The following is an 11,909-nucleotide window of genomic DNA, read 5'->3' as shown; positions in this document are numbered from 1 at the left end:
GCAGAACAGGGCGAACGCAGGAGTGGCGGGGGAGGGACAGGGCACCCGAAGGGGCACGAAAGGTATCCGGTTCCGTAGAGAAGGATGTGCACGGCCATGGCTGAGTTCCTCACCGACATCGAGACACTCCGGGCGCGGGCGCGCAAGGAGATCGAGAAGGGCCCGGTGACGGACGCCTACGGCGCCGATGTCGAGCGCGTCATCCAGGTGCTGAACGAGGCACTGGCCACGGAGATCGTCTGCACCCTGCGCTACAAGCGGCACTACTACACGGCGTCCGGCCTGTACTCCGAGCCGGTGGCGGCCGAATTCCTCGAACACGCGGCGGAGGAGCAGGAGCACGCCGACAAGCTGGCCAAGCGCATCGTGCAGCTCGGCGGTGAACCCGACTTCGACCCGGACACCCTCACCAGCCGCTCGCACGCGCAGTACGACGCGAGCGCCGGCCTGGTCGACATGATCAAGGAGGATCTGGTGGCCGAACGGGTGGCCATCGCCTCCTACACCGAGATCACCCAGTGGCTCGGCGACGGCGACCCCACCACCCGCCGGGTCTTCGAGGACCTGCTCGCCCAGGAGGAGGAGCACGCCGACGACCTCCGCGGCCTGCTGGAGCGCCTGCCGGCCGCGGAGAAGCCCACCTCCTGACCACCGCCCCCGCGACACCCCGAGAGCACCCCGGTGCCGGCGCCCCCGCCGGCACCGGGGTTCTCCTTGTCGCAACCGTCATTCGTTCCGCGCGGTGGCGGGCCCGGGGCGGCCGCGCGTTTGGAACTGGTTTCAGGTGGCACCCGAAACTGGGTCGAGCGGCCAGCCACCCCGGTTCACCGGCGACGACTTCACGTACTGATCAAGGTGAGACGAGTTGAATCAGAAAGAGTCCGACCGTCAGGAAGAGTCCGGCAGCCCCAACGAGTCCGGCAGGCAGAACGAGCCCGACAGCCAGGAGAAGTCCGACAGCAAGACCAAGCTGACCGTCCTGGTGGCACTCGGCGCGAATCTGCTGATCGCGGTGGCCAAGGCGGTCGGCGGTCTGTTCACCGGTTCACCCGCGCTGCTGTCCGAAGCCGCGCACTCCGTCGCCGACAGCCTCAACGAGGTCTTCCTGCTCTTCTCGCTGCGTCGCAGCCGGCAGCCCGCGGACGAGCAGCACCCCTTCGGCTACGGCAAGGAGCGCTACTTCTGGGCGCTGCTCGCCGCCGTCGGGATCTTCGTCATGGGCGGCTGCTTCTCCTTCTTCCAGGGCTTCGAGGCCCTGGGCGAGAAGACCCACGAGGACGCGTCGGACTACGTCATCGGCCTCGTCGTGCTCGGGGTCGCGCTGCTCGCCGAAGGCACCTCGTTGATAAGGGCGGTCGTGCAGGTGCGCGGCGAGAAGGAAGGCGCCGAGGACCCCGCCCTGCGGACCGTGCTCGCCGAGGACTCGACCGCCGTGCTCGGTGTGCTCTTCGCCATGGCGGGTCTGGTGCTCCACTGGATCACCGGGAACATCGTCTGGGAGTCGTGCGCGTCCTTCGCCATCGGGGTGCTGCTCGTCTACATCGCCTACCGGCTCGGCGCCGAGGCCCGTACCCAGCTGATCGGCGAGGCCGTCGACCCGGAGATGAGCGGCCGTATCCGCTCGATGCTGTCCGCGCAGCCCGAGATCGACAACGTCGCGTCGCTGCTGACCATGAAGCTCGGCATGGACTCGACGCTCGTCGCCGCCCGGGTCGACCTGGTGCCCGGCCTCGACAGCGAGGCCGTGGAGCTGGTCTGCGTACGGATCAAGAAGTCCGTGACCCACACCTGGCCCGAGGCGGATCAGGTCTACCTCGACATCACCGAGGCGCCGTCCGACGATTGACGGGCCGTCGGCCCGCTCCTGGCGCGTCGCGGGACCGCGCGCCGACAGCGGTGCTTTCATGGGCCGGATTCCCGGGGTCGTGGCGTGCGGAGGTGAGCGTATGGCGCACAGGATCATCAGCCTCGCGGCCGAACTCGCCGCCTGGTGGGCGGCGCTGCTCGTGCTCTGGCTGATGCTGATCAGCGCCGTGACACCACTGGAGTGGGCGGTGGGCTCGGCGGTCGCCCTGCTGGGCGCTGTCGGCGCGTGCGGCGCGCGGCGTGCGGTGATCGCCCGGTGAACGGCTGGCTGCTCGCTTCGGCCGTGCTGCTGGCCGGCGGGGTGGCACCGGCGCTGTGGGCGGTGGCCACCGGACCGATCAGACGCCGGGTGGTCGCACAGAACATGGCCACCCTCGTGGTCTGTCTCGTCCTGCTGCTGCTGGCCCAGGGCTACGCCAGGACGTCGTACGTCGACGCGGGGCTCGTCCTCGCACTGCTCGGTCCGGCCGGCACACTCATCTACGCGCGGCTGTTCGCCGAGGAGTTGCGGGCCGATCCGCCGCGCGGCCGGCTGGCCGACGCGGTGTCGGCCGGTGCGGCTGTCGCCGTCGTGGTGCCGTTGTGTGTGGTCGCCGAGCCGGGCAGGTCGATGGTCAAACTCATCGTCATCGGGACGCTGTTGGTGGCGGGCAACCAGATCTCCTCCCGGGCGCTGCGTGAACAGCCGCCGGGCGAACAACCGCCGGGCGAACAGCACCCGGGCGCAAGGGCGTCGGACGGCGGCGGGGTGTCATGAACGACGCGCTGATCGTCATCTCGCTGCTGCTGGTGGCCGCGGCCGCCACCACGGCCGTCGTCGTCCGCGACCCGGCCCGTCAGGCGCTGGTGCTGTCCCTGCTCGGCCTCACCCTGGCCGTGCTGTTCATCGTGCTCCAGGCGCCGGACGTGGCGCTCTCCCAGCTCGCCGTCGGCTCGGCGCTCACCCCGCTGTTGCTGCTGCTGTCCGTACGCAAGATCCGGCGCCGCCCCCGGCCGCCGGCGAGCGGGCGAAGGGAAGGCGAGTGACCCGCGGGCAGCGGCTGTGGCTGCTGGCCGTCGGCCTCGCCGGCGTCGCCGTGCTGCTCGTCACTGCCTACACCGGCCTGCCCGACTTCGGCGCCGCCTCCCACCCGTACGGCGACCGGGCCGTCCACGCCTCACTCGCCCGGCACACCGCCAACGTCATCTCCTCCATCAACTTCGACCAGCGCGGCTACGACACACTCGGCGAGGAGAGCATCCTCTTCGGCGCCGTGCTCGGCACGGTCGTCCTGCTGCGCCAGACCCGCGACGAACGGCAGGTCGAACCCGCACCCGCCCTGGTGCTGCCCGCGGTGCGCCGATACGCGCTGTACCTGCTGCCGGTGACGCTGGTGGTCGGTCTCTACGTCGTCGCCCACGGCCAACTGAGCCCCGGCGGCGGCTTCCAGGGCGGTGTGGTGACGGCGACCGCGCTCCATCTGCTCTACATCGCCGTGGATTACCACGCGCTGGAGCGGATCAGACCGATGGGCCTGTACGAGATCGGCGACGCGGCCGGCGAGGGTGCCTATCTGGTGCTGGGCGCCGCCGGGCTGCTCGGCGGCACCTCGTTCCTCGCCAACTTCCTGCCGCTCGGCACGTTCAACACCCTGTCGTCCGGCGGAACCGTCCCCCTGCTGAACGCCGCCATCGGCATGGAGGTCGCCTGCGCCGTGGTCGTCCTGCTCGCCCGCTTCCTCGACCAGGCCGTCGAGATCGAGGGGCGGGGGGAGAAGTGACGGTAGGAGAAGTGGGGAGGACATGATGTCCGTGCTGCCGTACCTGGTCGCCGCGTGGATCTTTCTTGTCGGCTGCTACGGGCTCGCCACCAGCCGCAATCTGATCCACGCCGTGGGCTGTCTCGCCGTCTGCCAGTCCTCCACCTACGTACTGCTGATGGCCGTCGGCTACCGGAACGGCGGCACGGCGCCCGTCTTCTCCGACATCGCGCCGGGCTCCCGTCCGGTCGTCGACCCCGTCGTCCAGGCCCTGACCCTCACGGACGTGGTGGTGGGCGCCACCGTCACCGCCCTGCTGCTCGCCCTGGTCATCCAGGTCAACAAGCGGCACGGCACGGTCGATCCGGACGAACTGTCCGAGCTGCGCGGATGAACCAACTGCTGCCGCTCGTCGTGGCGCTGCCCCTCCTCGGCGCCGCACTGCTCGTCGCCACCGGACGCGTCGTCCCGCGCAGGGTCGCGGAGACCACTGCCTGCGTGGTGGCGTCCGGCACGGCGGGACTGACCCTGTGGCTGCTGGCCGACGCGTCGTCGGCCCCGCTGACCGACTGGGTGGGCGGCTGGGAGCCGCACCACGGGCAGAGCGTCGGGATCGTGCTGCGGGGCGACCTGATGGGGCTGGGGCTCGCCGCACTCGTCTCGCTGCTCGTCGTCGCCGTACTCGCCTACTCCTGGCGGTACTTCGACGAACCACCGCGCAGACAGTCCGGCTCGTTCCCCGCGCTCGTGCTGCTCTTCCAGGCGGGCATGTGCGGATTCGTCCTCACCGGCGACCTGTTCAACGCCTTCGTCTTCTTCGAGCTGATGGGCGTCGTCGCCTACGCGCTGACCGGATATCGGGTGGAGGAGGCCAAGGCGGTGCAGGGCGCGCTGACCTTCGGTGTCATCAACTCCCTCGGCGCCTACGTCAGTCTGACGGGCATCGTGCTGCTCTACGCGCGCACCGGCGAGCTGGGCATGCGGGCGGTCGGACAGCGGCTCGACCAACAGGGCGGCCCCGACGCGCTCGTACTGACCGCGTTCGTGCTCGTACTGACCGGACTGCTGGTCAAGGCGGCGGCCGTACCGTTCCACTTCTGGCTGCCCGACGCACACGCCGTCGCCCCCACACCGGTGTGCATGCTGCTGTCCGGTGTGATGGTCGAACTCGGTGTGTACGGCGTCGGCCGGGTGTACTGGACCGTCTTCGCGGGACCCGGCGGTGTCCCGGCCGCCGACGCCCGGCGGGCGCTGGTGGTGCTCGGCGCCGTGTCGGCGGTCGTCGGGGCGCTCATGTGCTGGCAACAGCGCCATGTGAAGCGGCTGCTGGCCTTCTCCACCGTCGCCCACACGGGGCTCTTCCTCGTCGGGCTCGGGCTGCTCACCCCGGACTCGACCGAGGGCATCGCCCTCTACGCGCTGGGCCACGCCGGTGTGAAGGCCGCCCTGTTCGCCTGCGCCGGCATCCTGCTCGACCGCTACGGCAGCGTCGACGAACACGACCTGTACGGGCGGGCGCGCCGGCTCACCCCGGTGGCCGTGATGTTCGTGGCCGGCGGCCTGGCACTCGCCGGGCTGCCGCCGTTCGGTACGGGGCTGGGCAAGGCGGTCACCGAGGAGTCGGCCGACAGCTGGGTGACCGCGCTCTTCGTGCTGGTCTCCGCGGTCACCGGGGGAGCGGTGCTGCGGGTCGCCGCCCGGGTCTTCTTCGCCCGCGGGCCGCGCCCGGTGGCCGGCCGGACGTACGAGACCAAGGGCGAGGAGGAGGAACCCGAGTCCCACGGCAGCCCCGGACGGGTGCCGGACACCATGCTGGCCGTACCCGCCGTGCTGCTGTCCTGCGGCCTCGTGGTGGGGCTCGTCCCCGGCATCGGCGCCGTGGTCGCGCACGCCGTCGACCAGGCGCTGCCCGGCACCGCCGCCGGCGCACCGCACTGGACCGCGCCGGGCGTGCTGCTGGGCCTGCTGTCCGCCGCCCTCGCCGTCGCGCTGGCGGGCTACGCCGTACGGGCGCGGCCGCGGCAGCGCCGCGCGCTCCCTGACTGGTCAGGACCCGTGCGGCGGCTGCACTCGGGGCACATCGGCGACTACGTGGCCTGGCTGCTCGTGGGCGTGACGCTGCTCGGCGCGCTCACCCTGCCCGGCTTCCTCTGACCGCCCAGGGAGACCCGCTGCGGCTCTCCCTGTCCCGGATGCACGTATCACGGCTGTACTCGCGTACGCTGGCCGAGTCCCGTACCGGATTGCTCACCGACCAGTGAGCGGGCGCGCAGCGCTCCGGACAACCGCCGTCATGCACGACGGGAAACGATGGGGCACCCAGCTTGCCAGCGTGTCGATCGGCATTCGGGCCGTCCGGCCGCTCCACTTCGAACGGTTGTGCATGCCTTCCTCACCGTCCCGCCAGGATCCGATGCAGGTACCGGCCGCCGCTGACGCCCCCGTGCGCCCGCAGCACCACGGCATCTTCCTCGAACCGGCCTACACCGTCGAACTGCCCCCGCTGAACGAGGGCGAGGACGACGGCGAGGGCGAGGCCCTCTTCGAACGGATCTCGGCGCGCCGCCACACGCCCGGCCAGCGCAGGGGTTGATCAGCGCGGAGTAATCAGCGCGGGGTAGTCAGCCCGCGTCATCAGCCCGGTCGTCGACGCGGTAGTCGATCCGGTAGTACCTCAGCTGCCCGTCCTCGGCCACGAGCCGCATACCGGCCGCCGCCATGACGCGCTGGGACGCGACGTTGTCGAGGTTCGCGTCCCCCCGTACGGTGGCGACCCCGCTCGACCGGGCGAACCGCAGCAGCTCGCGCAGGGCCTCGGACGCATAGCCCTGGCCCTGCGCCGCAGCCACCAGGCCGTACCCGACGGTGACACTCAGATCCTCGTCGGGTACGCCGTGGAAGCCGATACCGCCGATGGTCCGCCCGTCGGCGCGGCGCCGGATCTCGTACACGCCGAACCGCCCGGGATCCCCGGTGTCCGCGTGGGCGGCCAGGAACCGTACGGCTCCTGACACATCGCCCGGCTCCGGATACCCGGGCTCCCAGCGGTCGCCCGGGTCCGGTCTGCGTGCCGCCACGCGCTGCGCCTCCGCCACATCGAGCAGATGCAGCACGAGCCGTTCCGTCACCAGGTCCGCCATGGCTGGAGCGTACACAGCGGATACGGCCAACACCCGTGCGGGCCAGCAGGATCGGCGCCGGTCAGCCGGCGGCGTGGGCGAGCGCCTCGTACTCCTCGTCGGTCAGCTCGATGGCCGCACCGGCGACGTTCTCCTCCAGGTGCGCGACGGACGAGGTGCCGGGGATCGGCAGCACGGCGGGCGAGCGGCGCAGCAGCCAGGCCAGCGCGAGCTGCGAGGGGGCGACACCGCGGTCCGCGGCGATCCGGCTCAGCGGGCTGTCGGCGCCCGCGAGGGCGCCGGTGGCCAGCGGGAACCAGGGAATGAACGCCAGGCCGTTGGCCTGCGCGTGTTCCAGTACGTCCTCGGAGTGGCGGTCGGCGAGGTTGAAGAGGTTCTGCACCGAGACGATCCGCGCCGTCTTGCCGGCCTCGACCAGCTCGTCGACCGTGACCTCGCTCAGCCCGATGTGCCGGATCTTGCCCTCGCTCTGCAGCGCCGCCAGCTCGCCGACCTGGTCGGCGAGCGGCACCTTGGGGTCGATCCGGTGCAGCTGGAGCAGGTCTATCCGCTCAAGTCCCAGGTGGCGCAGGCTCAGTTCGACCTGCTGGCGCAGATACTCGGGGCGGCCGACCGGGACCCAGGCGTTCGGGCCCGTCCGGGTGTGGCCCGCCTTGGTGGCGATCACCAGATCGTCGGCGTACGGGTGGAGCGCCTTCTTGAGCAGCAGGTCGGCGACGAACGGCCCGTAGGCGTCGGCGGTGTCGATGAAGTTGACGCCGAGCTCGACGGCGCGGCGCAGTACCCGTACCGCCCCCTCGGGGTCCTTCGACTCGCCCCAGACGCCCGGACCCGGCAGCTGCATGGTGCCGTAGCCGAGCCGGTTGACGGTCAGGTCGCCGCCGATGACGAAGGTGCCTGCGGCGCTCGCGGGCGTCAGTGTGTCGGACATGGGGTGGTACTCCTGTGTGTCGTCTACCTGTGATTGCCGCACACTGCAACGCCACACCGCGCCCCGGATGTTCCCGGCCCCGCCGGCCGGGCCGGCTGGTGCACGCCGCCGGCCGGGGCCGCGCGCTGCCGGTCCTGGGCGGCGCGTCATCCTGTTCGGGTACGCACGTCACACCGACAGGAGCCGCGCCCGTCATGAAGATCATCGCAGCCGACGTCATCGTCAGCAGCCCCGGCCGCAATTTCGTCACCCTGCGCGTCACGACCGAGGACGGGGTCACCGGACTCGGTGACGGCACCCTCAACGGCAGGGAGCTGGCCGTCGAGGCGTACCTCAGGGAGCATGTCGCGCCGCTGCTCGTCGGCCGTGACGCGGGCAGGATCGAGGACACCTGGCAGTACCTGTACCGGGGCGCCTACTGGCGGCGCGGCCCGGTCACCATGGCCGCCGTCGCCGCCGTCGACATGGCGCTGTGGGACATCAAGGCGAAAGCGGCCGGCATGCCGCTCTACCAGCTGCTCGGCGGTGCCTCACGTACCGGCGCCCTGGCCTACGGACACGCTTCGGGGCGGGACGTCCCGGAGATCCTGGACTCCGTACGGGCCCATCTCGCCCAGGGCTACCGGGCGATCCGGATCCAGTCCGGCATCCCCGGGCTCGACTCGGTGTACGGGGTGGCGTCCCCGGCCGGGCCGGGGCAGCGCTACGACTACGAGCCCGCCCGCAGGTCGCAGGACGCGCACCCCCGGCCGCCCGAGGAGCAGTGGGACACCCGGGCCTATCTGCGCCACATGCCGCGTGTCTTCGAGGCGGTGCGCGAGGAGTTCGGCCCCGAACTGCCGCTGCTCCACGACGGCCACCACCGGATGACCCCCATCCAGGCGGCCCGGCTCGGCAAGGATCTGGAACCGTACGACCTGTTCTGGCTGGAGGACTGCACACCGGCCGAGGACCCGACGGCGCTGCGGTTGGTACGGCAGCACACCACCACCCCGCTCGCGATCGGCGAGGTCTTCAACTCCCTTCACGACTACGGCCCGTTGCTCAGTGAGCGGCTGATCGACTACGTGCGGTCGGCGGTCACCCATGTCGGCGGTGTCACGGCGATGCGCAAACTGCTCGATCTGGCGGCGGTGCACGGCGTCAAGTCCGGCATCCACGGACCCACCGACATCTCGCCCGTCGGCATGGCCGCTGCCCTCCATCTCGACCTGGCCGTGCACAACTTCGGCATCCAGGAGTACATGCCGCACACGGAGCGGACCCTGGAGGTCTTCCGGACCTCGTTCACCTTCGAGGACGGTCTGCTGCACCCGTCCGACACGCACGGCCTCGGGGTGGAGCTCGACGACGAGGCGGCGGCGCGCTTCCCGTACGTGCCGGCCTATCTGCCGGTGAACCGGCTGACCGACGGCACGGTCCACGACTGGTGACCCGCCGGGCGGAGACCGGCCCTGGCCGCCGGGCACCGGGCCGTCGCGTGCCGGGTCATCGGGCACGGGGTTGTCGGGCACGGGGTCACCGGGCCCGGGAGGCTCAGTCGAAGTCGACCGAGCGGCCGGTCTCCGCCCACCGTGCGTCCTCCTCCATGAGCGTGCGCATCGCTTCCCTGATGGTGTCGACGGTGTAGCCGCCCATCGGCAGATGCAGCGGCGGCTCGTCCAGCTTCGTGATCTCCAGCAGCACCCTGCCGATCTTCGCGGGGTCGATGGACTCCTTGCCGCTGGTCTCCCGCACCCGCTTGACCAGCGCCCCGACGGTGGGCTCGTACTCGGGGCGCAGCGGCGGTGTGCGCATCGAGGAGCCCGCCCAGTCGGTGCGGATACCGCCCGGCTCGATCAGGGTGACCTTGATGCCGAGGGGGGCGACCTCCTGGTGGAGCACCCCGGAGAAGCCCTCGACGGCGAACTTCGCCGCCTGGTAGGCGCCGAGGTCCGGCGCCGTGGTGCGGCCGCCGTGCGAGGTGACCTGGATGAAGTGCCCGCTGTGCTGCGCGCGGAAGAACGGCAGCGCCGCCTTGGTGACATGGACGGTGCCGAAGAACACCGCCTCCACCTGGGCCCGGAAGTCGTCGAGTGCCATGTCCTCGACGGGGGCCATGTTGGCGTAGCCCGCGTTGTTGACGACGACGTCGATCCGGCCGAAGTGGTCGACCGCCTCCTGGACGGCCTGCCCGGCACGGGCGGCGTCGGTGACGTCGAGGGCGAGCGGGAGGACCGCGTCGCCGTACTTCTCGGTGAGACCGGCGAGCGTGTCGGTGCCCCGGGCCGTGGCGGCGACCTTGTGCCCGGCGGCGAGCACCTCCTCGGCGACGGCGCGGCCGAGGCCGCGTGAACTGCCGGTGACGAACCAGACCTGCTGCTCGGACTGCTCGGAGTGGTCGGGCTGCTCTGGCATGGCGTGCTCCCTTGCTTTCCTGTCGGCTCCGTCCAACGTAACGCAATGGCCTTGCGTTACACAACGCAAGGCCATTGCGTTAAACTCGCCCCCATGGCCACACCGAAACCGGCCGTCCGGCGCGCCCGCAGCGCCGCGGCCAAGGAGCAGCGGGCGGCGGCCCTGGTCGAAGCGGCCAGGGAGCTGGGGCTGCGCAAAGGGGTGCGGGCGGTCACGCTGACCGACATCACCGGCGCCGCGGGCGTGCATGTCTCCGCCGCCCGGCGCTACTTCGAGTCGCGCGAGGAGATCTTCCTGCGCCTCACGGCCGAGGGCTGGCAGGAGTGGTCCGCCGCTGTGCGCGCCGGACTCGCCGCCGACGGTGTCACCGCACGCGAACTGGCGGCGGTGCTGACCCGCACCCTCGCCGAGCGCCCGCTGTTCTGCGACCTGCTCGCCCACGCGCCGCTGACCCTCGAACGCGAGGTCTCCATCGAGTCGGTGCGCGGCTTCAAACTCGCCGCCCTCGCGGCCGTCGGCGAACTGACCGGGGCGCTCCACACGGCCGTACCGGCGCTCGACGAGCGCGACGCGCTCGATCTCGTCGCCGCCGTCACCGCGCTGGCGGGCTCGCTCTGGCAGATCGCGCATCCGCCGCCGACGCTCGGCCAGTTGTACCGCGAGGACCCCCGACTGGCTCATGACGCCGTCGACTTCGTCCCCCGGCTGACCCGGCTCGTCCTCGTCACCACGCTCGGGCTGATCACCGCACACGAGTCAGGCACGGACGCTTGTTTTCACAATCGCCCGTAACCGCCGCGCGGTGCGTGGCATCCTCGGATAAGCGCTCTTACCGAAGACGCCGGACGACAACTCCGCGCGTTTTCCGGGCAGTACAGGGGCTGCACGGGGGCGGTTACGGGGAGGTCGGATGGACGTGCGGGAACCGGCGGGCGGGGCACCGGAGCGCCGGGCGAGGCGCCGCGAGCGGCTGCTGACGACCGCGACCGAGCTGTTCACCACCCGGGGCTACGCGGGCACCTCCATCGAACGGCTCTGCTCCACCACCCGGGTCTCCATCCGCGCCTTCTACGAGGAGTTCGAGAGCCGCGAGGCGCTGCTGATCGCCCTGCACGACTCGGTGGCCCAGGCCGGTCTGACGGCGGCGCTCGGCGTGCTCGCCGATCCGGCGGTCGAGTCGGCCGGCACCCACGACAGGATCGCGGCCCTCGCCCGCGCCTATGTCGCCGCCGTCACGGCCGACCCCGCAGCCACCAGGATCGCGTTCGTCGAGGTCATCGGGGTCGGCAGAGCGGTCGAGGAGCACCGGCTGCTGTGGCGCAGCCTCTGGACGGACTTCCTGACCGGCGAGGCCGAGCGGGCCGTCGCGCGCGGCGAGGCCGTCGCGCGTGACTACACCCTCGCCATGGTCGCCCTGATCGGGGCGATCAACGAACTCGTCGCCCACTGGGCCCGTCACCACACCTCGCTGTCCAGGGAAGCGCTGGCCGACGAACTGATCCACCACGCGCTCGCCACGCTCGGCGCGCGCCGGCGGACGGGGGAGTGACCGATGGCCGGACTCTGGCACGAGGTCCTGCGCACGATGTCCCAGCCCGGGGCGGCCCGCGACGACGACCTGCTGGCGCGGGCCGCCGCCGACATCGCCCTGCGCGACCACCCGCACCCGCCCGCCGACGCCGCTGTGGTGCTGGAGATCGCCCGCACCGAATTCGCCGCCGTGCTCACCCTCCGGCAGGCCCAGACCGCGCTCGACCTGGCCCGCGGAGCCCGCGCCGACACGAGGCGGCAGCCCGGATCGTGATCACCCCGGCACCGGTGGGCTGATCACGGGGG

Annotated in this window: 16 protein-coding genes; 13 read left to right on the top strand and 3 right to left on the bottom strand. The window is 71.6% G+C overall.

Features of this window, described 5'->3' with window-relative positions:
- Window positions 1-96 precede the first annotated feature (96 nt).
- From OHS57_RS04185 to OHS57_RS04145, 9 genes are all read left to right on the top strand, one after another.
- Window positions 97-648 carry a ferritin-like domain-containing protein gene (locus OHS57_RS04185; RefSeq protein WP_041998396.1) on the top strand — a complete coding sequence of 184 codons (552 nt, stop codon included), beginning with the start codon at window positions 97-99 and terminating at the stop codon, window positions 646-648.
- A gap of 322 nt (window positions 649-970) precedes the next feature.
- Entirely contained in the window at window positions 971-1,846 is an 876-nt protein-coding gene (locus OHS57_RS04180) for a cation diffusion facilitator family transporter (RefSeq protein WP_241778895.1), read from the top strand.
- A 100-nt stretch (window positions 1,847-1,946) separates the two neighbouring features.
- Window positions 1,947-2,126 carry a hypothetical protein gene (locus OHS57_RS04175; protein WP_041998401.1) on the top strand — a complete coding sequence of 60 codons (180 nt, stop codon included), beginning with the start codon at window positions 1,947-1,949 and terminating at the stop codon, window positions 2,124-2,126.
- Window positions 2,123-2,623 (top strand): monovalent cation/H+ antiporter complex subunit F, encoded by a 501-nt coding sequence (locus OHS57_RS04170; RefSeq protein ID WP_328581061.1) that lies wholly within the window; start codon window positions 2,123-2,125, stop codon window positions 2,621-2,623. Before OHS57_RS04175 ends, OHS57_RS04170 begins: the two co-directional genes overlap by 4 nt.
- Window positions 2,620-2,892, top strand: a complete 273-nt coding sequence (locus OHS57_RS04165; protein WP_041998404.1) for a DUF4040 domain-containing protein — start codon at window positions 2,620-2,622, stop codon at window positions 2,890-2,892. Before OHS57_RS04170 ends, OHS57_RS04165 begins: the two co-directional genes overlap by 4 nt.
- Window positions 2,889-3,626 carry an MnhB domain-containing protein gene (locus OHS57_RS04160; protein WP_328581060.1) on the top strand — a complete coding sequence of 246 codons (738 nt, stop codon included), beginning with the start codon at window positions 2,889-2,891 and terminating at the stop codon, window positions 3,624-3,626. Before OHS57_RS04165 ends, OHS57_RS04160 begins: the two co-directional genes overlap by 4 nt.
- A gap of 22 nt (window positions 3,627-3,648) precedes the next feature.
- Window positions 3,649-3,999: a sodium:proton antiporter gene (locus OHS57_RS04155; protein WP_041998410.1), complete on the top strand. Its 351-nt coding sequence runs from the start codon at window positions 3,649-3,651 to the stop codon at window positions 3,997-3,999.
- Window positions 3,996-5,759, top strand: coding sequence for a complex I subunit 5 family protein (locus OHS57_RS04150; RefSeq protein ID WP_041998413.1), 1,764 nt, complete (start codon window positions 3,996-3,998; stop codon window positions 5,757-5,759). Before OHS57_RS04155 ends, OHS57_RS04150 begins: the two co-directional genes overlap by 4 nt.
- A 178-nt stretch (window positions 5,760-5,937) precedes the next feature.
- Window positions 5,938-6,198 carry a hypothetical protein gene (locus tag OHS57_RS04145; protein ID WP_157874473.1) on the top strand — a complete coding sequence of 87 codons (261 nt, stop codon included), beginning with the start codon at window positions 5,938-5,940 and terminating at the stop codon, window positions 6,196-6,198.
- 28 nt (window positions 6,199-6,226) lie between these two features.
- Here OHS57_RS04145 and OHS57_RS04140 read toward each other — a convergent pair whose 3' ends face one another.
- Both OHS57_RS04140 and OHS57_RS04135 read right to left on the bottom strand, forming a co-directional pair.
- Window positions 6,227-6,745, bottom strand: coding sequence for a GNAT family N-acetyltransferase (locus OHS57_RS04140; protein ID WP_328581059.1), 519 nt, complete (start codon window positions 6,743-6,745; stop codon window positions 6,227-6,229).
- 61 nt (window positions 6,746-6,806) lie between these two features.
- Window positions 6,807-7,676, bottom strand: coding sequence for an aldo/keto reductase (locus OHS57_RS04135; RefSeq protein ID WP_041998422.1), 870 nt, complete (start codon window positions 7,674-7,676; stop codon window positions 6,807-6,809).
- 194 nt (window positions 7,677-7,870) lie between these two features.
- Between OHS57_RS04135 and manD the strand changes: the two genes are divergently transcribed.
- Complete coding sequence (gene manD / locus OHS57_RS04130; RefSeq protein WP_328581058.1) at window positions 7,871-9,109, top strand: D-mannonate dehydratase ManD; 1,239 nt, start codon at window positions 7,871-7,873, stop codon at window positions 9,107-9,109.
- Between the two features lie 103 nt (window positions 9,110-9,212).
- Here the strand turns inward: manD and OHS57_RS04125 are convergent, their stop codons facing one another.
- A complete protein-coding gene (locus OHS57_RS04125) occupies window positions 9,213-10,073 on the bottom strand; it encodes an SDR family NAD(P)-dependent oxidoreductase (protein ID WP_328581057.1) in 861 nt (286 codons plus the stop codon).
- Between the two features lie 93 nt (window positions 10,074-10,166).
- Between OHS57_RS04125 and OHS57_RS04120 the strand changes: the two genes are divergently transcribed.
- The 3 genes from OHS57_RS04120 to OHS57_RS04110 all read left to right on the top strand — a co-directional run bounded on the left by OHS57_RS04120 (window position 10,167) and on the right by OHS57_RS04110 (window position 11,877).
- Window positions 10,167-10,865 (top strand): TetR family transcriptional regulator, encoded by a 699-nt coding sequence (locus tag OHS57_RS04120; RefSeq protein WP_063779731.1) that lies wholly within the window; start codon window positions 10,167-10,169, stop codon window positions 10,863-10,865.
- Window positions 10,866-10,983: 118 nt separating this feature from the next.
- Window positions 10,984-11,622 (top strand): TetR/AcrR family transcriptional regulator, encoded by a 639-nt coding sequence (locus OHS57_RS04115; protein ID WP_328581056.1) that lies wholly within the window; start codon window positions 10,984-10,986, stop codon window positions 11,620-11,622.
- A gap of 3 nt (window positions 11,623-11,625) precedes the next feature.
- Window positions 11,626-11,877 (top strand): hypothetical protein, encoded by a 252-nt coding sequence (locus OHS57_RS04110; RefSeq protein ID WP_041998433.1) that lies wholly within the window; start codon window positions 11,626-11,628, stop codon window positions 11,875-11,877.
- Window positions 11,878-11,909 lie beyond the last annotated feature (32 nt).

It is taken from the genome of Streptomyces sp. NBC_00370 (genome assembly GCF_036084755.1).
GTDB lineage: Bacteria > Actinomycetota > Actinomycetes > Streptomycetales > Streptomycetaceae > Streptomyces.
Note: the sequence above shows the minus strand (reverse complement) of the source record. Positions and strands in the feature narration are given on the sequence as shown.